We start from the raw sequence: 26,397 nt of genomic DNA on the forward strand, positions 1-26,397 counted from the left end.
TTATTCACCATCTTTTTGAACAGATAGTATAGCCTTACTTCTTTCCAATTCTTCTTTCAAAAGATGTCTAATTTTGTATTCTTCGTTTTCAATTAAATACTGCACCCCTTTACGATTTTTTTGCGAAATAATAATAGGAGCAGCTAAATTGATAGTTATTTCGTCTTCTTTCTCAGGTATAGTTAATATACTTAATATTATAGCATCTTCTGGTTTAGCTAATTCCAAGTATTCTGTTAAATCTTGGGGCAGAGTAAATTGATAATCGTTTCTTATAAGTTGAGGAAAAGTAACAGGAAAAGCCACATTTTTATCTTCTAACGAAGCTAACCACATGATGGGATAAGTATCTTCAGGTTCCAGTAAAACAAACTGCTTAAGATTTTCGAAACCAGGAATACCATACTCGAAAATTATCGTTCGCTCAGTATCTATCTTCACACTTCCCAATTTCGTTTCATACTCTTTTATCATTGCTTTGGAAAACCTCCTTATAAAAAATCTGCCAAGGTTGGGGGAATAATATTACCCGCAGCCTTTAAAGCAGCTTGTAAGACATTTTGCTGCGTTGCTAATTCCATAACAACTTGAGCCATATCCGCATCAGCTTCATTGGATAAAAATTCTGTTGAAAAAGTATTAAAGTCCTCCATTCTATTTGAAGTCATTTCTAAAACTCGTTGAGTAGCACCAACTTCAGCTAAATTCTTTAACGATTTACCTTGTATTTCTTCGATATTTCCTAACTCATTTTGAATTGAAGTATTATCTCCCGATTCTATGGCATCTGACAATCTTTTGACTATACCAAAAACAGACGCACCACTATCAGTTACAAAAACATCATAAACTGTTTTACCGTATTCTATTTCTTGTCCTCCAATGGATATCTTTTGCCTAATATTTGCTTGTGGCGGTACTTTTATTTTAAAATTACCACTACTATCTATTTCCACGACTTTTTGATTGTTTTTGGCCCCTCCAAACACATAGTTTCCAGAAATTTCTGTATTTGCTATAGAAACTAGTTGTGTATTTATCTTGTTGAGTTCTTCTGTTATAGCTACTCTATCATCGTTAGTTAAAGTATCATGTGCCCCTCTAACTGCAAGCTCTTTTATTCTAAGGTATATTGAGCTTACTTCTTGTAATGCTGTATCATACATATTCACATAATTTTGGGCTGTTTCCACATTAGTTTTATAACGTTCAATTTCCCTCAAACGACTATCTAAATTTGAAATTCTTGTCGCCACAGACGCGTTGTCTGATGGGTATCGAACTTTCTTTCCTGAAGTTAATTGAGAATTTAAATCACTGTATTTCCTTAAAACATCTTGAATATCGTTAAGTGTCCTACTACTAAGAAGATTTTCAGTGATTCTCATGTTTTTACCTCCTCACCGATCAAACAAGTACTGTTTACTCTATTATACAACACCCAAGTTGTTAATGACTGTCTCCATCATTTGATTGACCGCTGTGATAACCCTTGCAGAAGCATTAAAAGCTTGCTGATATTTCACAAGGTTAGTCATTTCCTCGTCTATAGAAACACCCATCACTCTTTCTTTTTCAAGGCTGATCTCACTATTCAACATTTCACTGTTTAACCTCATTTTATCCGCCGTTTCTCCCTTAACTCCTATATCTGTAACTATATTTCCCAAAAAGTTTGAAAAACCAACCCTTCCATTATCTAATACTGAATTATCATACATCTTAGATATTTCATCCCATACTTCAACGTTTCCCGCCCCGGTTGGAGAATAATTAGTATCATAATAATAACCCAAGTCGGTTGCAAGTAAAGATGGATTCTCTTTTAAATTAGACGATACGGTAATTTGATTGACTATTCCTAATTCTTTATCTATTCTCAAAAGATCAGCTTCAGAAAACTTTTCATCTATTTGTTCTGGACTTGTATCTGGAGATATCAGAGTAACTATGTTATCAGTACCATCTTCGATAAATCCTAAAGCTTTGAATAATTTTTCAGGGCCTTTTATAGTAACGTTCTGTAAGTCAAAATTAATTAGATTTCCGGCTCTCAACACAAATGAACCTTGTGGAGTAACAGAAGCAGTAACCCCCGTGTTTGTGGCGTTGATATTGTCGGCCAAGTCATAAACAGTGTCTTTAAGAGGGTTGATCTCGATTTTTATTCCATTTATACTCATTTCTATTTTTTCATTGGAACCTAATAAATTATTCAAAGTAGGTTGTGAAGTATCTAACGCATCCAATGTAACTTTTTGTGCTTCCATTTGTGAAAGAGAGCCGTCTATGTCGTTCAATACGATGGTATCCAAGTCTGCATCTGGAATTTTAGTCGTGGGGAGTATGTATATAAATCCATCAATTTCTTCTGCTTTCAAATAACCTCCAGAACCGCTGTTTATATTTGATACTAAATCTGCAGCATTAGAAAAATTTATATTATAATTAGCACCGGACATTTCAAATTCAAGGTTACCAGGTATAACTTTTGCAGAATCTATTTTGTATGCATCAATTTCTTTAGTTGAAAAACCATATTCCCTGAGAAAATCTCCTTTTATATCAACTAGTAATTTGTCTTGAAAGCCAGAAGGATCATCAAAATAAATAGCATTATTTGTTGAATCATATTTTATTAAGGTATTATCGGCATATTTAGAAGGAGAAGTTGCAGAATAATCTACTGAGTAAAGATCGAAATTATTTAAATCAATCGAAGGATCACTATAAAAACTATTATGACTCGTGACGTATTGAATTGTGTCTGGATGAAATACGTCTGAATTTCCTGCTATCCTGAAAAGTCTTGAATCTTCAAAACCTCTTTGGGTACTTATATCACTGAAAAAGTTGGCTCCTGTTATAGTTCCTGTTGAATCCCACCCCTCTTTATAGATAAGATTAGTTGTATCAACTAAATATAAACCTAACTCATCGAGTTGCTGCTGATAAGAAGGGATGATTTCATCCCTCAATTCAAAAAGGGCTGACATTTTCCCATCGTTAAAAGTCAATGGATTATTACCTACATAGGGGTAATATTCATCGTTTGTTTCGGCAATGGTTAAGGATTTTATCTCTTGATAACTACTTCCATTTAAAACTACCTTATCTCCCATACTCAAAGAGATTTGACCGTTTGAATGATTTGTTATCCTTATATTGGAAAGTTCTGAAAGTTTATCCAATAATCTGTCTCTTTCATCAAGCAAATCATTAGGAGAACCACTTATTGAGCTCGATGTTAATATCTTTTGATTTAAATCTGCAATCCTTTTCAAATAACCGTTTATTTCATCTATTCTGATTTTTATTTCACTGTTTATATCACTATTTAATTCTTCTAACCTATAATTAAGATCTTTCATGGTGGTTATTAATTCTTCCGCTCGAGATACAACCTGAGTTTTAGCAGCTTCGTTTGATGGATCAGTCTTCAACTCCTCGATCGATGCCCAGTAAGAATCATACATATTCCTCAAACCCGTTTCACCGGGCTCGCCAAATAATTGTTCAATATAATGCACATTAGAATATATATTTTCCCAATAATTCAAACGAGAAGAAGTTTCTCGAAATTGCAAATCTAAAAATTCGTCCCTCACTCGTTGAATATCGCTTACTGTCGAACCAGTCCCAAAAGATAAAGCTGCTCCCCCACTCCCTATCGTTGTTAAATTGATAGGATTGGTAGTTACAATAACAGGACTCTGCCTAGAAAAGCCCTGAGTATTAGAATTAGAGATATTATGGGCGACAACGCTCATCGCAATTTTATTGGTATAAACTCCTAGCAAACCAGTGTTCAATAGGCCATTCAAAGTCATTGCGCACACGCTAACCCCTCCAACTTCTTGAAGTCAAGTCTTTTTTCATACTACTACCCTTCTGAGAGTAAGTTTTGCTGTTCGTAATCGATTCAGGGTTCAAAATTTGATAAATAAAATTGTTTAGATTAGATTGAAATGAAATAATATTACTTAAAAGATCGATTTCACCCACTAACTCCTTTAAATTCTTAACAAGCTCTGAAAAAAGAAGAGCAATTTCATAATCATTCTTTGAAAAATAATTAATAATCGATTCTAATTTGTTTTCTATATTTTTTTCTAAACATAGCGTGGATATTAACCGAGATCTTGAACCCTCTAATTTCTTAAAATTGCTTGTTATTTTTTCAATCGTCAAAAGGGTTGAATTAATCTCTTCGACAGTTGCTTTTTTTACCAAGCTTTCCCTAAGGTTATAAAAAGATTTTTTTAATTCTATTAAACTAATGTTCTCTTCCTTTAATACTTTTTTTATCGCTTCTAAATTATTATTATTATTATTAATGCTGGTCACCCACTTTATTCAAACATTTTATTTACAATTTGATCTACATTGACATTATAAGAACCATTTTCAATAGATTCCTTCAGTTTCGATACAAGCTCTTGTCGAATTTCTGGTATCTTATTTGATATTTCTATATACTTCTTCGATTCTCCTGTAATCCTATTTGCACTTTCTAGGTTTTTTGATTTTACCTGTTTCTTAAAAAAATCCTTATCAAGCTTTTCTTGATTTATTTTATCTAAATTATTACCATCAGCAGGATTGATATTATTGATATCCATAATTTAGTCCCTCCTTTCGACAATTTGAACTTCATATTTATTATCGTCCACAATTATTATATCATTAGAAATTTATCGGAGAACTATATTTTCCATTGCATTTTGTATCCTTTTAGTAATAATAAAGGAATATAAAATTAAAAATTTTATTCAATTTTTTACTTGACTTTCCTATTTTTTAGGTATATAATTTTTTAGACACACCTAAAAAATAGATATTTCAAAAATAAAAAATTAGCAAATAGGAGGTAGGTAAATATGGAAGGAAGAATTCCTTTAATTGGAGAAAAGTTTCCTGAAATGAAAGTATTAACAACGGACGGTGCAAAAGAACTACCAAAAGATTACAAAGGAAAATGGTTGGTGCTTTTCAGCCACCCAGGGGATTTTACACCCGTTTGTACAACAGAATTTGTTGAATTTGCAAAAAAGCATGAAGATTTCAAAAAGATAAACACAGAACTTTTAGGACTTTCTGTTGATGCCGTTCATTCACATATCAAATGGATGGAGTGGATCAAAGATAACCTTGGTGTGGAAATTACTTTCCCAATAATAGCTGATACAATGGGAAGAGTAGCCTCAAGATTGGGAATGGTAGACCCGGAAAAAGGTTCGGCAACTGTTAGGGCAGTTTTCATTTTAGATCCTGAAGGAACCATTAGACTGATCATGTACTATCCTTCTGAAGTAGGAAGATACATCGATGAAATATACAGAGCGGTAAGAGCTTTACAATTGTCAGACAAAAACAAGGTAGTAACCCCAGCCAATTGGCCTGACAATTCAATATTTGGAAGTAAAGTAATAATTCCCCCAGCATCAACTTATTCCGAAGCAATGAAGAGGAAAACATCAGACGAAGAAGGATACGATTGGTGGTTAAAGGTTAAGGAAGTTAAAGAATAATATTAACCCCAGCAAGTAGGAAGTAGAGAAGTTATTATCTACTTCCTACTTTTTTATGATATAATTGTAATATAAATTGGATGAAATTAGACACTATTCATGGGAGGCGCATTGAACATTGCGTAAAGATAGGATAGAAAAACTTCTCAATAAAATGGCAAAAAATAATATTTATCAAGCAATAATATCCTCACCAGCTTCTCTTTACTATTTTTTGAATGAGTGGTTTGAACCTGGAGAAAGGTTGTTGGTATTATTCGTAAATACTTCTGGCGAAGTTAAATTGCTAGTTAACGAATTGTTCCCGGTAAATACCGTTGAAGAAGAAAATTTGATCAAATATTCTGATTCTGAAGATCCCATTAAGATGTTATCTTCTATTATTGAAAAAGATAAATCCCTTGGCATAGATGGAAGTTGGGAAGCAGGTTTTCTTTTAGGTTTAATGGAAATTACTAAAGATTTATCTTTAAAACCGCTCTCTCCAATAATTAGTGAATTAAGGATGGTAAAAGATGCTGATGAAATAGCGTTAATGAAGTCTTCCTCTTTATTAAATGACACAGCTATGGAAAAGATTATAGACCTAGTATCAGAGATGCTTCCAGAAAAATACTTAGCCAAAGCCATCAAAAATATCTTCGAAAGAGAAGGAGCCGATGGTGTTTCTTTTGAACCTATAGTAGGATACGGTCAGAATACTTCTAACCCTCATCATATGCCTACCAATACAAAGTTAAAAGATGGGGATGCCGTATTGATAGACATGGGTTGCATAAAAAATTTTTATTGTTCAGATATGACTAGAACAGTCTTTTTTGGCAAGTCTATTGAAAACATGAAAAACATCTATCAAATCGTATTAGAAGCCAACTTAAAAGCTATTGAAAAAGCTAAACCTGGTCTTAAGGCTTGTGAAATTGATGCTACCGCGCGTAATTATATAGAAAGCAAAGGCTATGGAAAGTACTTTACTCATCGAACAGGTCATGGTGTAGGGATAGAGATTCATGAAAAACCTTATATATCTTCAAATAGCGAAGAAATTCTAACATCTGGCATGATCTTTTCAATAGAACCGGGAATTTATTTACCTGGTGTCGGCGGGGTAAGAATAGAAGACCTGGTTTTGGTGACTGATAATGGTTGTGAAGTATTAAACAAGTATCCAAAAGACTATTTGGTAATTTAATCACTTCCTATGCTTTCGATCAACTCCCCACTACTTATTGAAATGAGAGCCTTCTTGCACCAATTTAGTTAGAACATTCTGCTTCGCTTCACACCTCACCCAGATGGGGAATAAAGGTCTTCGCTGAATTCATTTTAATTTTCTTTCACACTTATTAACCCTAAAAGTATGGTATAATAAAAGTACAGATACTTCAATTATTTCCAGAGAGGAGGTGGATGAATGTATAAAAATATGAGTTTCAAAGAAATTTTAAATGAAATTTCATCCACAGATCCAGCTCCCGCTGGGGGAACCGTTACTGCTTTAGTAGGGGCTTTAGCGTCTGCACTAGGTTATATGGTGGCAAATTATACGATATCTAATGGAAACGACAAGGATTATGAAAATACCCTAGAAGTAGCTTTAGAAAATCTTATAGATATCAAAGAAAAACTTATGGAATACGCTGAAGAATCTTCTAAATATGTTGAAAGAATCGAGAATATCAAAGAAGGAGAAGATAAGGATAAATCTTTAACAGCTGCCGCTGTATTTTCTTTCAACATAGCCAAAACATGTTATAGTATCCTAAAAAATTGTTTTACCATATACAAATATGGCAACCCCGTATTAAAACCAGAAGCAAAAATCACTTGTTATTTAGCTTGGGCTGCATTAAATTCAGCCATTATTTCTGTTGAAGCAAATTTAGAAAAAATAAACAAGACAGAAGAAAAAGAAAACCTTTTAAATGATACAATAGAGTTCAAAAATGAAGCAGATTCCTTGTTAAAAGAGTTGAAGGAGGAAATAAAAAATTAATGGATGATTCACCTATAAAATTTGAAATAATTCATATTGATAAATACACCGGGGCTAGACGGGGACGAATTATCACAAAACACGGCATCGTTGAAACACCGGTTTTTATGCCTGTGGGTACGAATGCAACTGTAAAAACTCTTACTAACTCGTTATTAAATGATATCAATACTGAAATAATATTAGCTAATGCTTTTCATCTTTATTTAAAACCGGGATTAGAGGTTCTTGAGCATTTTCAAGGGCTTCATAACTTCATGAACTGGGAGAAGCCGATTTTGACGGACAGCGGAGGGTTTCAGGTATTTTCCTTACCAAACACTAGATTATCTGATGAAAAAGTAATTTTCAAATCTCCACTGGATGGTTCTCAAATAGAGTTAACTCCGGAGAAATCTTTGGATATACAAAAAGTAATTGGATCAGATATTGCAATGGTTTTAGATGTATGCATAAACTCCTTATCTGGGTACGATGCTGTAAAAGATAGTGTGCAAAAAACTTTTAATTGGGCTTTAAGATCCAAACGATATCATAATAACAACGGACAGGCATTATTCGGCATAGTTCAAGGAGGGCTCTTTGAAGATTTAAGAAATCTCAGTTTGTCTCAGATAACCTCTTTAGATTTTGATGGTTATGCGTTGGGTGGATTAGCCGTAGGAGAAAAATACCAAGATTCTGAAAAGATTTTAAAAGCTTTTGGCAATAAATTACCTGAAAATAAACCGAGATACATAATGGGAATAGGTTCCCCCACAATGATGTTCCTATCTGTGGAAAACGGTATGGATATGTTTGATTGCGTTTTACCAACGAGAATGGGAAGGCACGGAACAGCATTAACTTGGAAAGGAAAATTAAATTTAAAATCCTCACAGGTTAAATTTGATCAAAAACCTATTGATGAAGAATGCGATTGTTATACATGTAAAAATCATTCACGTGGTTACATACACCATCTTTTTAAAAAAGATGAGGTACTCGGGAAAATCCTTTTAAGCATTCACAATTTGCGATTCAATATATCTCTGGTAGAGAAAATGAGAGAAGCTATAGAAAATGACGATTTTAAATTTCTTAAAGAAGAGTTTTTTAACAGTTCCACATATTCTTTAACCAATTAAAACAATAAAAAGGAGGGATCCCCCGTGAAATCGTTTATAAAGTACTACAATGAAATTAAACCATTATATCAAAACAAATTAGACCTCACTAAAAAATTTCAAGAGATCCCTGATCTCTTTTCAAGAAGTGTAAGTAAGTTAATAGAAAACATTTACCGAGAAGATAAAGTGGATAGAAAACTTATAGAAAGTTATATAGAATTCGATCCTGATAAAGAGCCTTATTTTAAATTAAAAAAAGAACTGATAAATTTTTTAGATGAAGATTGGACTGACAGTGATCTTCCAAGTATTTTAGAAAAAATGGCTAAAGCTGCCTATGACAGATATAAACATATAATTGAAGATCATGATAGAACTGAAACATTTAGAATGGAATAAAAATAGAGCTAACCATAATTTGTCAAACCTGGGGCAGCCTACCCAGGTTTATATGTATATAAATAAAATTAGAGAAAGGTAATAAAATGGCTGATAAAAAATATAAAGATATAAAAAAAATAAAAGATGTGTTTTGGAAAGTTTTGTTCTTTTTATATATAGCTTTTATTATATATCTATCGATCTCCAAACCTATAATTAATTATAGTAGTTTCAAAGGAGAAGACAAAATAGTTCATTTTATCTCGTATTTTTTAGGTGCCGATTTTTTCTTTATGGCTTTTTTTAAAAATAGTAAAAGAATTTATTTTATACTTTTTTTGATTTTTTTCCTTTTAGTTCCTTTATTAACAGAATATTTTCAAAAATTCAGTATTTATCATACATATAGCCATTTAGACATGGTTGCAAGTTATTTAGGAGCAGCGAGTGGTTCTCTTTTTTTTACTTTCAAATATAAGGTTTTCAATTAGTGATAAAGAAGTATAAAGAGGTGTGTTTCTTTTGAAAGAGGTAAAATATGCTATCGTTTACCTGAATATTGATCCCAATTATGCAAAGTTGAATAATCTTCCTGTAAAATTACCTATTTTAGCGGATGATTTTCAAAAGGCAAGAAAAACCAATAAAATACCGTTGGACGTAATTATTAGAGGCTTAGAAGCTCAAATGGATATAGATCAAAACAACCGATATTACCTATCTTACCTGGTTTATTATTATTACGAAGCTTTTAAAAAATACCTCAACAACACGGATTTTGAAAAGGCAAAGGAATTTTTAGACAAAGCAGGTAAAATTTATCCTGATTATAGATTGCATTTTTATACTGGATTATACTACAAGAAATTAGGAAATTTTGAACTCGCAGAATTACATTTAAAACAATCAATAAAAGAAAAACCAAATTTTGCATATGGTTATTATGAACTTGGCAATCTTATGTATGAAAGAAAGATCTACGACGAGGCAATAGAATACTACTCTAAATCTGTCGAACTTGAAAAGGATTTTACGTTAGGTTTTCTTAAGATGGCCGATGTATACATGGAAAATGGCAGATTCGAAGAAGCTATACCACTTCTACAAAAATGCATAGAAATCGATAAAAAATTTGTTCCTGCCTATGAAAGATTGGGTGTTGCTCTAAATATGCTTCAGCGTTATAAAGATGCACATAAAGTCCACCAAAAAGCCATAGAAATAGATAGCGATAAATATGAAATTTATTATAACGATGCTCATTCATTGGCCAGGTTAGGAAACCACAATGAGGCAATAAAAGCCTTAGAAAAAGCCGCCTCTTTGAATGAAACAGATTATATACTTCACGAATTAGCGTTGGAATATAAAAACATGGGAAGATACTTACAAGCAATTGAAACAGAGGAAAAAGCTTTAAAATTGGCTTCAGAACAAAATAAAGACCTTATTGTTTTAACTTTATTAAAACTTTATGTAATAATAGAAGACGAAAAACAAGTGGAAAAATATTTTGAAATCTTAAATCTGAATCCTGACTTTCACGAAACCGCTGTTAATTTTAAAGTTTTGTTCGAATTATCTCAAGGTAGAGTAGAAAAAGTGAAAAAGATATTGTTAGAAGAACCCGTATCAAATTTTACTCTACTAATAGATAAATTAGATAGATTAGATTTTTACGTATCCAAACTTGAAGATTTTACAGATAAAAATATTTCCGATTCAATATTTGAAAGTATAGACGAATTTGGTAATATCGACCCTTTTTCTTTGTCGGAGCATCTAACAGCCAAAGAAGTAGAACGTCCATTCATTAGCTGGTTAAAAGAGAGTTCAATAGAACCAAAGTTATATCCAGATGGTGTTGAATTACTCACGAACGGTTTGCTTCTTTCCGGCTTTAATTACGGTCTATCGGAAAGAGTAGCAACAACTGTATCGCAATTTCTTTGGAAAGACGGAGATGGGCTAGCTTTCGGCAGATTACTTTTAAGATTCTACCAAGATAGAATCTTAGGAGAATCCTTATCTTTAGAACCTTTTATTCAAGAAAATGTAGAAGAAATCAAAGACATGTCTTTTACTTTTGCTCAAATATTTGCTAATTTCGAAGAACATTTGATGGATTTTGACTCGATAGTAGAGTTTAAAATAAATAATTTTAAAGATGCTTTAAAGGTTCTTTTGTCTATGTTTAGAATACAAATTACGTCCGAAGAAATAACTTCAGTCAAATTTAAAGATCATAACACAAAAATTTTATCTTTATTCATACAGAATCTTAACTCGATTTCCAACTCTTTTTTGCAGTAAAATTCCTACCAAAAATAAATATTTTTAGAGGTGCTACCATGAAAAATTATTTGTTAATACTTGTTGTGATTTTATTTTCCATTTTTTCTTTTGCTTTGAATATAAATATTCTTTCTCCACAAGAAAATGCCCAAAACGTCGATATAAGAACTTCTTTTAGATGGCAAACCATAGATGCGGAAGAAAAAGAGCTCAGATATAGAATCTACATCTCTGAAGATGCCAATATAGATGAAAAAGATTTGAAATTGGAAAATATTTTTTCAAATTTTTATACAGGAGACGTCCTAAAGCCTGAAACAACTTACTACTGGAAAGTAGAAGGAGTTGATCAGGATGGAAACGTATACTCCAGCAAAACAGCTAAATTTACCACCAGAAGTTTACGTGCTGGGGATGCATATATTATAATATTTGAAGAGTTTGATAAAATTCTTCCTTTAGATGATAACTTTCTTGGCATATCGAAAAACAAGGTTGTCTTAATGAATGCAAATAAAGTTGTGATTAAAACGGTTGATTTTGGACAAAATATTGAAAATGGGTTCTTGACAAGTAAAGCTGTTTTTCTAGTAACCCAGAGCGGAACTTATGTCTTCGACTATTCTTTAGAAAAAAAGGCACAATTAAATGTCAAGATTAAAGGGTTAGCAGGAGAAAATATCTTTTACAGTGAAGATGAAATCTTTTCGATAAGCGGCGTTTTTCAGATACAAAAACAAATCGATTTCAACAACATTCAAAAAGCTTTAGTAAAAGAAGGATATATCTACCTTTTAACTAAGGATAAATTTATAAAGATGAATAGTAATTTTGAGACCATTGAAAGTTTTGATTTTAACGACAAAACTTTTGATTTCGATTATCTTGAAATTCAAAATATAACTTTGTTCCCCATATTGACTAATAATAATATTACAGTCTTAGACACCAATCTGCAAAAGATATCACAACTTGACTTTCAAATAGAAACTGAAAGATATCAAAGAAAAATATATACATATTACGACAAAATAGTTCTATTATCCGGTTCAAAAAATCTTAACTTTTATGATTCTGAATTAAATCTGATCAGAACTTTCACATATGAAGTAAATTTCAATTATTTTGTTCCTGTTAACAAAGATCGATTCATATTGGTAGGAGAAAGTATTAAATCCCTCGATTTGGAAGGAAATTTAGTTTGGAATTATTCCACAATAAATAAATTCCAAATAATCGGCAAACCCTTAGTACACGACAAAGGTCTATTGGTAGGGGTAAAAGACTTTCTAACTCGATTTTTAATATTTTATGATAATTTCGATTCTCAATATTATTTCACCCGATCCATTAAGGAAAAAATGCCTTTAACTCAAACGATGGAAGAAATAGTGACACCTCCATCAACAGTAACCATCCAAGCTACGCCAATTACACCCCAGGCAACTGAAATAACGCCCGAACCTACTCAAATCACAATGCCAGAGCCAGCAGAAGAAGCTATTACGGTCCCTTCTACTCCTGTAACTATAACCGTTGAACCCACTCCATCAACGCCCCAGGCAACGGAGATAACACTTGAACCTACTCAAATCACAATACCAGAACCTACAGAAGAACCTTTTACAGTCCCTTCTACTCCTGTAACTATAACCGTTGAACCTACTCCATCAACGCCTCAGGCAACGGAGACAACGCCTGAACCTACTCAAATTACAATACCAGAGGCTACAGAAGAAGCTATTACGGCCCCTTCTACTCCTGTAACTATAACCGTTGAACCTACTCCATCAACGGCTGAAGCGACAGAACTAACTAAAATATTCTCTAAAGGTTTCGATGAATACATCTATGGAAGTTTGTACGACGGAAAAAACTTTTATCTATATGGTTATGAAGGCAAAAATGACAATTGGGATGCAAAAACATGGAAAATAGATCCATATGGAAATATTTTAAATGAAAAGTCGTTATATGCAAAAAATACAGACTTTTTTAGAGATTCTATTATCACCAAAGACTCTACCGATAACTCTAAAAACATAATCTACATTGGCGATACCCTCTCTTACGGCTTAAACGGTAACGCCTACATTGTTTCTATAAGCGAAGACGGCAGCGTTAATTACCAGATAGATTACGGGGATATTGGTAGAGACAGCGGTATAAGTATTACAAACATCGACGAAAATAGTTACGCAGTAACAGGAAATTTATTCATCAACAAAAAATTATCAGATATATTCGTTTCAAAGTATTTAAACGACGGAACTAGAATCTGGTCTAATAACTTCGGTGGCAACGATGTAGAGATTGCTTTAGATATAAAAAACTCTCAAGATCAAGGTTTCATGGTCTTTGGAGCCACAAGATCTTTTGGTGCAGGTGGTTTTGATATATACGTTTTAAAAATTGACTACTATGGAAATAGGAAATGGTCAAATGTGTACGGTGATTCTAACGACAACATCCCCATAGGGGTTATCAAAGATGGCAAAAAATACTACGTATTATTCGAAACTACTTCAACACCTATGAGTTACGAAATTTTAGAAGTAGATGAATTAAATGGATTTGGAGATTCTTTTGAATTTTCATTAGAAGGATCGAATAAATTTTTAGGCTTTACAACAATAGATGAAAAATATATAGCATATGGTTATAGTGTAGAAAATGGGAAAAAAGTCGGAATCATCTACGAGGTAAATTTGGAAGAAGAAAAAATCGAAAAGTTAAACACGTACACTCTTGATTCTGATTTTGAAATAATCAGTATATCAAAGCCTGAAAATCAAAATTCTGTCTATATCTTTGGAAATACTACCATCAATGGGGTAAATAATATCGTCTTAATAACAGATATATTATAATTTTTCCCTTTTTGAATATTCAAAGGTGCTGATTAATATGAAAATATTAGACCCGGTGTTTAAGCCTCTCTTAATAAAACCATATCATCAATATAGAGAAAAGTTACTTAATTCTATGATCAATAATAAAAGTAAAAATTACATTCTAATAAAAGCTCCTTCAGGATACGGTAAGAGCATTATGTTTAGTATGTATTTTGATAAATTGAATGAATCGAAAGTATGGATTAGTTGCCCACAGGATTACTTTGATTTTGACATCTTTCTCAATCATCTAATCTATACTTTATCCAAAACGTTAAATCTGAAAATATTTGACGATGATTCAAAAAATACTATTTCTTTTTTTACGGAAGAAGAGAAGGTTGTTGAACTATTAAATGCTTTTTCAAGTTATAAGGAAGAAATATTTATATTTGTTGATTCCTTCGAAAATGTTATGTTTGAAGGCAAAAACGAAAATCTTCTCAAATTGTTATTAAACTTCATACCCCAAAACTTCCATTTTCTTTTTACTACTAATCAAGAGTTTCCGATCCCTTTAACAAAATTTGCTATGGCCAATAATGTTTACACTATTCAAGAAAAGGAACTGAAATTTTCTTTTGATGAACTTAAAAATTATATTAGCACAAAAAAAATTAACTTAACAGAAGAAAACTTGTTAGAGTTATACCAATTGACGGATGGGATACCCACTTTTATTAACATTTTAACCACATACATGGAGACAACAGACCTAAAAAAATATGATGAGCTTATAGATTCAGCAAAAAAAATAGATGAATATATAAACTTATTAACTGAAGTCTTATCAGAAGATTTAAGAGAGTATTTGAAAGTTTTTAGTCTAATGAATGAAATAGAGCCAAAGATTTGTAAAGCATATTTTAACATCAAAAGCGATGAAAAAGTTCACGAGTCTTTTGAAAAGTTGTACGATTTAAACATGTTAGAAAAAAAGGATCCGCATTATTACTATATGAACGAAATATTCCGTCGAACGATCTCCAAAGGGGTTGGAGAAAGAGAAAAAAACGAGATATACCAGACACTTTTTAGCATATATCAAAAAGAGCACGATTACTATGGACAATTTCATTGCTTACTGAATATGAAAGATTTAGAAAAAGCCTATGATTTCTTTCTCAATCATTCTGAGCTATTGATAAAAGATTTTTCAATCATCAAAAAATGGTTAGATTCAATACCTACCTCTTTTTTCACCAATAACATTGAATTATACTATTACCGTGGTGTTATAGAAGAGAAATATTCTATGTTTGATGAAGCTCTTGCAGATTATAGGATGGTAAAAGATAATATGGATAAAATTTCCGATAAAAGTATTCTTGAGAATATAGACACACAAATAATAGGAATCTACTGGCATCAGGAAAAATATGAAAAGGTCGTCGAATTGGGAAATGAATTGCTAAAAAGTATACCAAATGAAAACTACCAGAGCTTAACGTCCTTGTACAATTTATTGGGAACAAGTTATTCTAATCTTTCAAAATTAGATGAAGGTAAAATGTATTTAAACAAGGCTATGGAATTATGTGAACGATTCAATTATACAGAAATGAAGCCGTGGCTTCTTAACAACCTTGCTTACAATATTTTTCTAATCGAAGGAAATCTAGAAAGTGCGGAAAAATACTTCGTTAAATCCTTAAAAAGCTTTGAGGACTTAAAAGACCTATATGGAAAAGCACTTTTAAGTGCTAATCTTACCGATTTTTATATTGAAACACAAAAATATGACAAAGCTAAAGAGCATCTCAAAGCCTATGAAGACATCTACTTGGAAACTAAAAACATTGCTTACATTCCCGTCTTAAAAATCTTGCAAGCCAAGCTAGAAATAGCAAGAAATGAATTAAAATCTGCTCAAAAAAGTTTAATGGAAGCTGAAAATTATTATTCAAGATCAAAATTTCTTCAAGCAAATTATTACTTCGTCCAATCTCAGTATCTTTTAAAAAAAGGTGAACTTAAAGAATCTTTTTCAACAGTTGAAAAGGCAATAAAAATTGGCAAAACTATTTTCAACAAATATCAAATATTGAACTTTGAACTACAAAAAGTTCGATTATTGATACATTTAAAACAATTCGAAAAAGCACTGTCACACATTGGAAAAATCATTCAGATAGCCAAAGAAGGGGAAGCAAAATTAATACTAACTCAGGCGTTACTCTTAAAATTATTTTTAAGTAAATCATTCAATTTACCTTCTTATAAGGATGATTTAAAAACATTTAACGAGTTATTATCAGACAACAATTACCAGTTTATTCTACAAAAATATCCCGAAATAACGAGCTCAATTGAAGATCTCATAGAAGTTAATTCAGGTGTTAAAAGTCCTTCCTTAGATACTTCATTTAAATTGAGATTCGAAGACGCACAAGAAATCTCTTATCTTGAATCAAAAAAAGCTTTATACCCTAAAATCTATCTCTTTGGTGAATTTAGATTGGTATGTGGTGATAAGGTTTTGACTATGAGAAAGGTGAGAAATCAAAAAGCGTTAGAACTTTTTAAATTTTTAACCTTGAATTATGATCAATGGATTATTCAAGATGTCATAATTGAAAATTTCTGGCCAAATTTACCTTTTGAAAAAAGCCGTCAAAGCTTATATGTGGCGATCCACGACATACGAAAGAGATTTCAAGAGTTTGGTTTGGTTGAGGAATACATTTCTCAAAAAAATAAAAATTACAAATTCAATGTAAACAAGGTTTATTACTTGGATTACGAGGATTTTATCCTTCATTTTGAAGAAGGAAATAAATTGTTAAAAAACAAACAATACTTAAAAGCTAAAGAACATTATTTAAAGGCTAAAAAACTCTATTCCTATGGACTTTTACCTTCCAATATTTACGACGACTGGGCAATCCCAAAGATAGAAGATGCTGAAAAATCTTATCTGTCAATATTAACTATTTTGTATTCATTAGAAAAGGAAAAAGACATTGAAATGGCAGAAAATTATTTAGACGAATACTTACGGATCGAACCTTTCGCCGACGAAATGAACATTGAGTATATCAATCTTCTACTAAAAAAAGGTGAAAGAAAAAAGGCTTTGGATTATTACAAATATATCAACGAGTTGTACAAAAAAGAGATAGGAACAGCTTTTAATTCAAAAGAAATAAGTTACTTCGTCAAAGAGTTCCAAATTTATTAAACCTCTCCAAAAAAGTTGTTTTAGATTTTTTTTAGATCTCTTTACTAAAATCTATTAAACAACTTTTTATAAAAGGAGAGGATTTTAAATGAGAAAATTAAGTATGTTTTTTCTAATCTTGGCAATCGGTTTGCTCTTCGTAAGTTGCGCAACTTTACCAATCGATGGAGATGGCAACGGAGAAGATATAACAAATCAAGTAGTTATAAACACTTTTATTGGCACTGTTCGAGAAAGCGTGGAGTTTTTAGCTTATCAAGATGGGAAAGATGGAACCTGGAAAAAATTAAGTTCAACTAACGGCGTGTACACTTTTACCCCTGAATCAACTGATGGAAATTTTAGCATCTATGCTGTCAACAAACAGCAGTACTTTGGGAATGAGACGTTTAACTATGACATTCAAATAATGAATCTCAACACCACCGAAGGAAAAGAAGTACCAATAACCTTTGGGTATTGGCCAGATACTTTTGATTCTACATTAAATTTGAATTTTGGAAGTGAGTTTATAGGGAAAAGGGCTAACATCTTTTACGGTATTGGTCATGGATTCCCCTGGTTTGATAAGGAGAATGATTTAATATGCCCACTAGAAGCGATTCCTGGCACCTATGATTTGGTAATTTTAGCAGGAGAACAAGGGGAAGATTTTTCAAAAATATATATAGAAAGAGATAGATCGATAGCAGCTGGTACCGAAAACAAAGATATTTCATGGTCTGACTTTGCAGACTTAACAACATACATTGTTACAACCACCATAGAAGATGCCTATGCATGGGGTGAATTGTTAGTGGGCGGAACAACCGATGCATTCCCTTCGTTCACAGATGGTTCTTACCTAAAAATCCCTCAATCTCTTGCAAGCTCAGATGACTTATATACTTTAATTTTAAAACATGACGATTCAGAAAACTCAGTTGATAGATTATTTACAAAATTTACAGACTATCCGTCTGATATTGAAACTTTGAATACGCTACCTTCTACTAACTGGGCGACACCTACGTTTCTAGATAATACATTCACATGGAATCAGTATGATCCCGAAATCGACGATCACGAATTGAGATTTTATGATACCTATTTAGAAAATACTGAGTGGACTATCAATTGGATGATAGTATTATCCTCTGGTTGGTTGGGAAGTGCAGATTCATATGAGTATGAAATACCAGATTTATCAGATTTAGAAGGGTGGAACGATTTATGGTATCCTGATAGCCAAGAAGTTGATTCATACCATCACTTTGAAGCGGTTTCAGGAAACGAAGATGATTTAACAAAATATTTAGACCAAATGGCTGGCATGGAAGAAAGTATAATTAGTTATTAGCCCTCTTCTTTAAATAAGGTTAAAGTAAAAAAATAACCATTTACCCCCGAAAAGTGTTAAAATTGAATTGTTCGGGGGTTTTTTTTGATTATCGAAAAAGGAGCTATAAAATGCAGATATGTTCAGTCTTTGAAAAATGTGGTGGATGTAGTAAATTAAATATAAGTTACGACGAACAACTAAAAATAAAAGAGAACGGCGTTCTTTCGTTGTTTGACCAATACCAAATAAAGCCTAATAATTATCACGGTATTACGTTTTCTGTGGATATATATGAATACAGAAACAAAATGGAATACTCTTTTGGTAACGAACACAAAGATGGTCCTCTCGTTTTGGGGTTAAGAGGAAAAGGTAAGAAGTTCGATGTCTATTACACAAAAGATTGTAAACTAGTAGATGATGATTTCAATAATATCGTTAGGCAAACAAGAGAATTTTTCTTAAACAAAAACATACCTTTTAGAAATTACAAAAACCACTCTGGCTTTCTTAGAAATTTGGGAATCAGAAAAGGATTAAAAACGGGGGAAATACTTTTAAACTTGGTGACTTCCTTAGATAATACATACTATCAAGAAGTAGAAACATGGAAAGAAGAAATGTTGAATACTAACTTAAAAGGAAATATCGTCTCCATAATTCAAAGTAAGACTAAATCTAAAGCCAACGTTGTCAAAGCAGATGAAATGGAAATATTATACGGCACAGACTATTTTTACGAAAAAATTTTTGATTTAACTTTCAAAATAGGTCCATTCTCTTTCTTTCAAACAAACACAAAAGGAGCAGAAGTTTTATACCAAACTGCGTTATCTTATGCAGAAAATTCAGATGTTGTATATGACTTTTATTCTGGAACGGGCACAATATCCTTATTACTTGCAAATAAGGCGAAAAAAGTCTATGGAATAGAAATTGTAAAAGAAGCAGTAGAGGCAGCTAAGCAAAACGCTATATTAAATAATATCAACAACGTAGAATTCGTAAATGAGGATGTAAAAGATTTTGTTAAACGACAAAGCGGCACCGAAAAACCTGATTATATTGTGGTGGACCCACCAAGAGCTGGATTACATCCAAATCTTATAAAATTCATAAAAACTCAGCAATTTAATAAAATTATCTATATCTCATGTAACCCTAAAACTCTAATACCCAATTTAAAAGAATTATCTGATCTCTACACAATCTCAGATTTTCATTTGGTAGATATGTTTCCTCACACTGACCACGTTGAGTCAATAGTATTGATGACCAGGGTGGATTAACTATCTAATACAGCTCTATAGTCAAATTTCACTTAATTCCAAGCTGCTTTCTTACCTTACAATAATAAGCTATACATGGAACCCATGGCGTGTAAGTCTTTGTAAAGCCAAAAAACTGAGAACCACCTTTTTCCACCTATTTTAAGTTTCTTATCCATACATATTATACGAGGAGGAATAGGATATGGCAAGGGTTACGGCAGTTAATATAAGCCAGAAAAAGGGAGTGATAAAGGAGCCGATACCTTTGGGGTATTTCAAGGAAAACCACGGTCTGATGGGGGATGCCCATGCTGGAGAATGGCACAGACAAGTGAGCCTATTAGGCCAGGAAAGTATCGATAAGATTGCTGCATTGGGCATCGAGGGCCTTAGTGCGGGAAAATTTGCAGAGAACCTCACGACAGAGGGTATAGATTTATATAAATATCCCGTAGGGACAAGGCTCAAGATAGGCGAGACAGTAATGGAAATCAGTCAGATTGGCAAAAAATGTCATACAAAATGTGCAATCTTTGAACAAGTGGGTAGGTGCGCTATGCCCATGGAAGGAGTGTTCACAAAGGTAATAAAGGGCGGATATATACATCCTGGAGATGAGATAGAGGTCCTGGAATAATTCAAGGTCTTTTTTATTATGGCGGTTTTCCTATTAAAATGAATTTAATCAATACTCCTGGCAGATTTTTAGTACCATTTTTAAGTTTCACATCCATAAATATTATTCGAGGGAGATTTTTATATGTTTAAAAAACAGAAGAAAGAGGAAAGGTTTGTCATTAAAGAAGAACAATCATTAGGATTAGGTGCTATTTATATCGTTGTTGATACTCGAACTGGAGTTAATTATTTAATGAATACTGGTATTGGGCCAAAGGGTATTACACCGTTATTAGATTCAGATGGTAAAGTAATTGTTGACAAGTTAGGAATAAAGCAATGACGCATATAGAGGCAGTCTGTCTGCTCCTACTTCTGGCGCCGAAACTTCGAGTCAAGTCCGTGGCATTGGTGTCAAGGCTTGAGGAATAGAAGGACTGTAAATTTCTCTAAACAAAGGGATCCCGCCTTTTGGTTGCCCGATGGCGTACATCCATCGCCTGCAGGGCATGCGCTTATAACGCAATCTTGGCTTGGGACTGTGGAAGCGTTATAAAATGACATTAAAATCCAAGGAATTACCCCAGATTGCGCATTTTATGCAAACTGCTATAGATTATCTTTCTTTAATTTACGCATGCTTGAACCATTTTTTTGTATTATTTGCAATCTTTACGAGCATCAACATAACTGGCACCTCAGTTAGAACACCAACTATTGTAGCAAGGGCGGCAGGACTTTGTGTACCAAAAAGAGAGATCGCGACAGCGACAGCAAGTTCAAAGAAATTTGATGCCCCGATCATACTGGCTGGTGCAGCAATATCATGCGGCAGTTTTAATTTCTTACTTGAAAAATAAGCGATGAAAAAAACAAGGAATGTCTGTATGATCAGGGGTATTGCAATCAAAACTATGTGTAGAGGGTTAGCAAGAATAACATCGCCTTGGAATGAAAAAATGATGACTAATGTCAAAAGAAGTCCAATGGTTGTAACATTTCCAAATTTCGGAATAAAGTGGTTCTGAAGATATTCCAGACCATGCTTGCGGATAATATAGTTCCTAGTTATTACTCCGCCTACAAGGGGGATGACAACGAACAAAATTACCGACAGAATCAAGGTGTCCCATGGTATAGATATGCCTCCTACACCAAGCAGAAATGCTACGATCGGAGTGAAAGCAACAAGGATAATCAAATCATTAGTTGCAACCTGCACAACAGTATATGCTGCATTTCCATTTGTCAGATAACTCCATACGAACACCATTGCAGTACATGGAGCAGCTCCCAAAAGTATGGCTCCTGCTAGATACTCCTTAGCGAGCTCTGCGGGGATAAGTGCTTTGAAAATCACAAAGAAAAACAACCAGGCAATTCCGAACATCGTGAAAGGCTTGATGAGCCAGTTCGTCACCCATGTTACAAACAGCCCTTTTGGATTTTTGCCCACGTTTTTAATGCTTTGAAAATCGACCTTCAGCATCATGGGATAGATCATGAGCCAGATGAGTATGGCAATCGGAATGGATACATTGGCATACTCGAAGCGTCCTAGAAACGCAGGAATTCCAGGGAGGAATCTACCAATCAGTACACCTGCAATCATGCACAAGATAACCCACACCGTGAGATATTTTTCAAAAAAACTGATCCCTGTATTTTCGCTTTTTTTCATATAACCACCCTTCAAATTCTATTGGATTTTTTGCAAAATCTATAGGACCTCTTCGACTTCTAAGATCTTGGTATAAGAGATAACTTCTCCATCCAAACTGTGCCTGCGCCACTTTCAATAAAATAACGTCAATATCAAATAATTTTGATGTGTTTTTCCGTTTTAAAATTCTTATTAGATGGCTTGTTTTTGCAGCAATTGCTTTCTTTAGCAATCGCTTTAGGAGTTGTCAGCCTTTTAAGCAAAGTAGCCGCATAAGCACTACCTTTTTCACTAATTGTGTAGTACGTCCATTTCCCTTCCTTCCTGCTCTCCACAACGCCTGATTCAACCAGAATTTTCATGTGGTAGGAAAGTCCCGACTGCCCCAAGTTCAGCTGTTCTTGCAAAACACATGCACACTTTTCACCGGTGCGAAGTAGCTGGAGTATTCGCAGACGTGTTTCATCGCAAAACGCTTTAAATACCTTTGCCTGTTCCTCATAAACAGTTGCCAAGATATCACCTCATATCAAAATTATTTGATATGATACTATTATATACATCATATCAAATTTTGTCAATGTGTTTGAAAAAGTTTTCGGACAAAGCAAAGATCTATGGATACTTACTGGTCCAAAAGACATAAGCTACTAAAAATGATTTGGATACCAATTGTCACACATAAGGGCCAATTGTTAACTGTAATTATCATTATTTATGGTATGCTAATAGTAAGAGAAATCGCAGGATATGCCTGGGGATGTATATTCATTTTTGTGTTTCTATGGAATACGTTTTAGCAAAAAGCATTTTCAAAATTTTGGATTAAATCTGTAAATCTAATCAATCACCAAAAATACCTATACTATCATTCGAATTTATTTAAATTTTAAATCAACGGAGAGATTTTAATATGTATTCTATCTTACTAGTGATTATCTATATTTCATTCATCAGTCTTGGATTGCCAGATGCTCTTTTAGGGTCAGCCTGGCCAAGCATGTATGAAACATTAAACGTGCCAGTATCGTATGCAGGAATTATAGCCATGATCATCTCAGGAGGAACTATTTTTTCAACTTTGTTCAGCGGTAAGTTTATTCATAAACTTGGTACTGGGAAATTGACCTCCATAAGCGTTGGAATGACTGCTATAGCGTTGTTTGGTTTTTCTATATCAACTTCTTTTTGGCATTTGTGTCTGTGGGGGATACCTTACGGTTTAGGTGCAGGAAGTGTTGATGCAGCACTTAACAACTTTGTCGCCCTGCATTACAAAGCTAGACATATGAACTGGTTACATTGCTTTTGGGGAGTTGGAGCCACACTTGGCCCATATATTATGGGGATATTGTTGACTAACGGTTTTAAATGGAATTCAGGATATTTTACTATTTCGTTAATTCAGATCGCTTTAACCTCTGTACTTTTTCTTACTTTGCCGCTATGGAAAGAGAAAAAAACAGATAACAAAACCAAAGAAGAAGGATACAAAAATTATTCTTTAAAAGAGGTTATTGCCTTACCTGGGGCAATGTCTATTATGATCGCTTTTTTCTCCTATTGTGCTTTAGAGGCAACCACTGGTTTGTGGGCGGCAAGCTATTTAGTTCTAAATAGAGGTATAGCTGCTGAAATAGCAGCCAAATGGGCTGCTTCATTTTATTTCGGAATTACAATAGGAAGGTTTATATCTGGATTTATAACATTCAAAATGAATAATAAAAATATGGTACGTTTGGGGCAAGGGATCATCATTTTAGGATTGTTACTATTGATTCTTCCTTTTAGCAATTATACGGTATTTATAGGCCTTATTCTCATAGGTTTAGGTTGTGCACCGATATATCCAAGTTTGATACATTCAACACCAACTAATTTTGGTAAAAATGTTTCACATTCCATTATAGGAGTACAAATGGCTTCTGCATATCTTGGAACAACTCTTATGCCACCCTTGTTCGGATTTTTGCAAGAACATTTCGATATAAGGTTATATCCTATATATTTGATTATATTAGCCTTTCTTATGATACTCATGGCGGAAAAGGCAAACGGTTTATTTTTGAGAAAACCCGTGATCAATAGTAACCCCTGATTTATTTAATATCTTTTGAGTAAATAAGTAACTCATCACGTTTGTACCACCCTGTTTTTTCCCAAAATGTTTTACCAATTTCGTTCTCATAATAAACAAATAAATGACATTTTATGATACCTTTTTCTTTTAAACTATTTAAAACCAAGTTTACCAATTTTTCCCCTATCCCATTTCTTCTATACTTCTTGTCAACCGCAAGATGGTAGAGATATCCTCTTCTTCCATCTTCGCCACACAGGATTGTACCAATAATTTTTCCGTCATCTTCACATACATAATTTAAACCAGGGTTTTTATTCAAAAATCTTTCAATATTTTCTTTTGTATCAGATTTGCTTAAACCCATGCCTTCTGTTGTTTCCCATAATCTATACATCTGCTCATAATCTTCTATTTTTGCTTCTCTGAATTTTATTGCCATTTTTCTTCCTCACCTAAAGAATTGATCAATTGGGTATGTAAGGTATACATATCCCGATAGTTTTGGATCATTTTTACAAAAAAATTGTAATAAACTTCATATGTTTTAACTGAAGAAGTTTGGGGTTCAAAGCTCTTTCCCAACTTTATCATAACTTCCCCAGCTTGCTCAATATCCTTGTAAACTCCCAATTGTGAAAAAGCTACCATAGATTCACCTATCAATGTTGCATTTTCGGTCTTTGATTTGGTTACAGGAATGTTGAATATATTAGCTAAAATTTGAACCCAGACATCGCTTTTGCTCCCCGAGCCCCCTACTGTTAATCTTTTTAAATTGACGTCGTTTTCTTCTAAAGCTGTTTTTATCATATTCAACCCATAACCTACACCTTCATATATAGATCTTGCCATGTGACTTAAGTTGTGAAAAGTTTTCAATCCAAAAAAACTCCCTGTAGATAAGCTGCCTATTCTTGGGTCTCTTTCTCCTGTTAGAAATGGAAAGCAAATAAGACCTTCGGAACCCGCTTTAACTTTCGAAGCCTCTTCGTTTATTTGATCATAACTCATACCGTTAGATATATTATTTCTAAACCATTCCAAAACTACACCTGCGTTGTTCACCGCTCCTCCTATAGCCCACATACCAGGTAATAGAGCATAGGTTTGTAGCCTGAACTGCCCTGTTTTATCAAGTAATGGTTCATTATATGCGCTTCTAAACATTGCAGTGGTACCTAAATTACATACAGCGCTTTTTTTATAACCCCCCATTCCTAAAATCATCGCGCCACCATCATAGACTCCTAACATTATAGGGACTACTTTTTCAAGGCCCATTTCTTTTGCAATTTCTTTTTTTACCGTATCCACTATTACGTTCCCAGGCACAAGATCTGGCAATTGATCCTTTTCAATCCCTAACCTTTTTATTAGTTCTTCATCCCATTTTTGCGTTTTTATATCCAAAAGTTGCGTAACAGAGGCTAAACTTGGTTCCGTGTAACACTTACCTGTTAATTTGAATGTAAAGAAACTTTTGATATCCAGAAACTTATAGGTTTTGGCAAAAATTTCTGGTTTTTCTTTTTTCAACCATAATATTCTGGCTATTGTATAATTAAAAGCAGGTGGGCAACCAGTCTTTTGGTATATTTCTTCAAAGGAAAATCTTTCTTTAACTTCGTTCATTATATTCTGTGATCTTGTGTCTAAGAGTGTTACCATATTCATCAAAGAATTTCCTTTTTTATCTATCGGTAGAAAACCGAATTGGTACCCAGAAAAAATTAATAATGAAATATCACCTTCGAAGTTTGTGATTATCTTCTTTGAGATATCCAAAAAGTTTGCCCACAATTCTTGAGGATCGTGTTCTGCTGCCCCTTCCGCGGATTGAATTAAATTTATCTTTTTGACTTCTTGAGAGATGATGTCACCTTTTTCGTTTACAATTGCTACTTTCATGTTTGTCGTTCCTACATCGAGGACTAAAACATATTTCATACCCGAAAACCCCTTTTGTTGTTTAATTTTTTCTTTAGAATCCACAAATTTTTGAAGGATTTCTATTGTTGTAAGTTACATTTAATCAGTTTTAGCGCCCCTTCGCC

Annotated in this window: 23 protein-coding genes and 1 pseudogene; 15 read left to right on the plus strand and 9 right to left on the minus strand. The window is 33.2% G+C overall.

Features of this window, described 5'->3' with window-relative positions:
* From fliW to X928_RS09240, 5 genes are read right to left on the minus strand one after another with little or no spacing between them, the layout of a single operon-like run.
* On the minus strand, positions 1-474 hold the full coding sequence (gene fliW / locus X928_RS09220; protein WP_103079472.1) for a flagellar assembly protein FliW: 474 nt from the start codon (positions 472-474) through the stop codon (positions 1-3).
* 17 nt (positions 475-491) lie between these two features.
* On the minus strand, positions 492-1,388 hold the full coding sequence (gene flgL, locus X928_RS09225; protein WP_103079473.1) for a flagellar hook-associated protein FlgL: 897 nt from the start codon (positions 1,386-1,388) through the stop codon (positions 492-494).
* Between the two features lie 42 nt (positions 1,389-1,430).
* Positions 1,431-3,830, minus strand: coding sequence for a flagellar hook-associated protein FlgK (flgK, locus tag X928_RS09230; protein ID WP_245857226.1), 2,400 nt, complete (start codon positions 3,828-3,830; stop codon positions 1,431-1,433).
* Between the two features lie 10 nt (positions 3,831-3,840).
* On the minus strand, positions 3,841-4,347 hold the full coding sequence (locus X928_RS09235) for a hypothetical protein (RefSeq protein ID WP_103079475.1): 507 nt from the start codon (positions 4,345-4,347) through the stop codon (positions 3,841-3,843).
* A 5-nt stretch (positions 4,348-4,352) separates the two neighbouring features.
* Positions 4,353-4,622, minus strand: coding sequence for a flagellar biosynthesis anti-sigma factor FlgM (locus X928_RS09240; protein WP_103079476.1), 270 nt, complete (start codon positions 4,620-4,622; stop codon positions 4,353-4,355).
* Positions 4,623-4,880: 258 nt separating this feature from the next.
* On the opposite strand from X928_RS09240, the gene X928_RS09245 reads away from it, so the two are divergent.
* The 14 genes and pseudogenes from X928_RS09245 to X928_RS10390 form a co-directional block, all read left to right on the plus strand.
* Positions 4,881-5,531: a peroxiredoxin gene (locus X928_RS09245; RefSeq protein ID WP_103079477.1), complete on the plus strand. Its 651-nt coding sequence runs from the start codon at positions 4,881-4,883 to the stop codon at positions 5,529-5,531.
* Positions 5,532-5,649: 118 nt separating this feature from the next.
* Complete coding sequence (locus X928_RS09250) at positions 5,650-6,723, plus strand: M24 family metallopeptidase (RefSeq protein ID WP_103079478.1); 1,074 nt, start codon at positions 5,650-5,652, stop codon at positions 6,721-6,723.
* Positions 6,724-6,945: 222 nt separating this feature from the next.
* Positions 6,946-7,527, plus strand: a complete 582-nt coding sequence (locus X928_RS09255) for a cyclodeaminase/cyclohydrolase family protein (protein ID WP_103079479.1) — start codon at positions 6,946-6,948, stop codon at positions 7,525-7,527.
* On the plus strand, positions 7,527-8,654 hold the full coding sequence (tgt, locus tag X928_RS09260; protein ID WP_103079480.1) for a tRNA guanosine(34) transglycosylase Tgt: 1,128 nt from the start codon (positions 7,527-7,529) through the stop codon (positions 8,652-8,654). The genes X928_RS09255 and tgt overlap by 1 nt, the downstream gene beginning before the upstream one ends.
* Before the next feature lie 24 nt (positions 8,655-8,678).
* A complete protein-coding gene (locus X928_RS09265; protein WP_103079481.1) occupies positions 8,679-9,035 on the plus strand; it encodes a hypothetical protein in 357 nt (118 codons plus the stop codon).
* Between the two features lie 86 nt (positions 9,036-9,121).
* Positions 9,122-9,508: a VanZ family protein gene (locus tag X928_RS09270; protein WP_103079482.1), complete on the plus strand. Its 387-nt coding sequence runs from the start codon at positions 9,122-9,124 to the stop codon at positions 9,506-9,508.
* Positions 9,509-9,539: 31 nt separating this feature from the next.
* Positions 9,540-11,330 carry a tetratricopeptide repeat protein gene (locus tag X928_RS09275; protein ID WP_103079483.1) on the plus strand — a complete coding sequence of 597 codons (1,791 nt, stop codon included), beginning with the start codon at positions 9,540-9,542 and terminating at the stop codon, positions 11,328-11,330.
* Between the two features lie 38 nt (positions 11,331-11,368).
* Positions 11,369-14,182, plus strand: a complete 2,814-nt coding sequence (locus tag X928_RS09280) for a hypothetical protein (RefSeq protein ID WP_103079484.1) — start codon at positions 11,369-11,371, stop codon at positions 14,180-14,182.
* Between the two features lie 37 nt (positions 14,183-14,219).
* Positions 14,220-17,387, plus strand: coding sequence for a hypothetical protein (locus tag X928_RS09285; RefSeq protein WP_103079485.1), 3,168 nt, complete (start codon positions 14,220-14,222; stop codon positions 17,385-17,387).
* 88 nt (positions 17,388-17,475) lie between these two features.
* Entirely contained in the window at positions 17,476-18,726 is a 1,251-nt protein-coding gene (locus X928_RS09290; protein WP_103079486.1) for a hypothetical protein, read from the plus strand.
* Positions 18,727-18,836: 110 nt separating this feature from the next.
* Entirely contained in the window at positions 18,837-19,997 is a 1,161-nt protein-coding gene (rlmD, locus tag X928_RS09295) for a 23S rRNA (uracil(1939)-C(5))-methyltransferase RlmD (RefSeq protein ID WP_103079487.1), read from the plus strand.
* A 184-nt stretch (positions 19,998-20,181) separates the two neighbouring features.
* Positions 20,182-20,616, plus strand: coding sequence for an MOSC domain-containing protein (locus X928_RS09300; protein ID WP_012208262.1), 435 nt, complete (start codon positions 20,182-20,184; stop codon positions 20,614-20,616).
* Positions 20,617-20,739: 123 nt separating this feature from the next.
* Positions 20,740-20,940, plus strand: a complete 201-nt coding sequence (locus X928_RS09305) for a DUF6440 family protein (RefSeq protein ID WP_103079488.1) — start codon at positions 20,740-20,742, stop codon at positions 20,938-20,940.
* A 105-nt stretch (positions 20,941-21,045) separates the two neighbouring features.
* Positions 21,046-21,153, plus strand: a pseudogene (locus X928_RS10390) (GDSL family lipase); the annotation flags it as partial.
* A gap of 75 nt (positions 21,154-21,228) precedes the next feature.
* On the opposite strand, the gene arsB reads toward X928_RS10390, so the two are convergent.
* Both arsB and X928_RS09320 read right to left on the minus strand, forming a co-directional pair.
* On the minus strand, positions 21,229-22,278 hold the full coding sequence (gene arsB / locus X928_RS09315; protein ID WP_103079489.1) for an ACR3 family arsenite efflux transporter: 1,050 nt from the start codon (positions 22,276-22,278) through the stop codon (positions 21,229-21,231).
* Positions 22,279-22,412: 134 nt separating this feature from the next.
* Positions 22,413-22,775 carry an ArsR/SmtB family transcription factor gene (locus X928_RS09320; RefSeq protein ID WP_103079490.1) on the minus strand — a complete coding sequence of 121 codons (363 nt, stop codon included), beginning with the start codon at positions 22,773-22,775 and terminating at the stop codon, positions 22,413-22,415.
* A gap of 398 nt (positions 22,776-23,173) precedes the next feature.
* Between X928_RS09320 and X928_RS09330 the strand changes: the two genes are divergently transcribed.
* Positions 23,174-24,358, plus strand: coding sequence for an MFS transporter (locus X928_RS09330; RefSeq protein WP_103079492.1), 1,185 nt, complete (start codon positions 23,174-23,176; stop codon positions 24,356-24,358).
* A 1-nt stretch (position 24,359) separates the two neighbouring features.
* Here the strand turns inward: X928_RS09330 and X928_RS09335 are convergent, their stop codons facing one another.
* Positions 24,360-24,782: a GNAT family N-acetyltransferase gene (locus X928_RS09335; RefSeq protein WP_103079493.1), complete on the minus strand. Its 423-nt coding sequence runs from the start codon at positions 24,780-24,782 to the stop codon at positions 24,360-24,362.
* Positions 24,773-26,290: a gluconokinase gene (locus X928_RS09340; protein ID WP_103079494.1), complete on the minus strand. Its 1,518-nt coding sequence runs from the start codon at positions 26,288-26,290 to the stop codon at positions 24,773-24,775. The genes X928_RS09335 and X928_RS09340 overlap by 10 nt, the downstream gene beginning before the upstream one ends.
* Positions 26,291-26,397: the final 107 nt, after the last annotated feature.

This window comes from Petrotoga miotherma DSM 10691, assembly GCF_002895605.1.
Lineage (GTDB): Bacteria > Thermotogota > Thermotogae > Petrotogales > Petrotogaceae > Petrotoga > Petrotoga miotherma.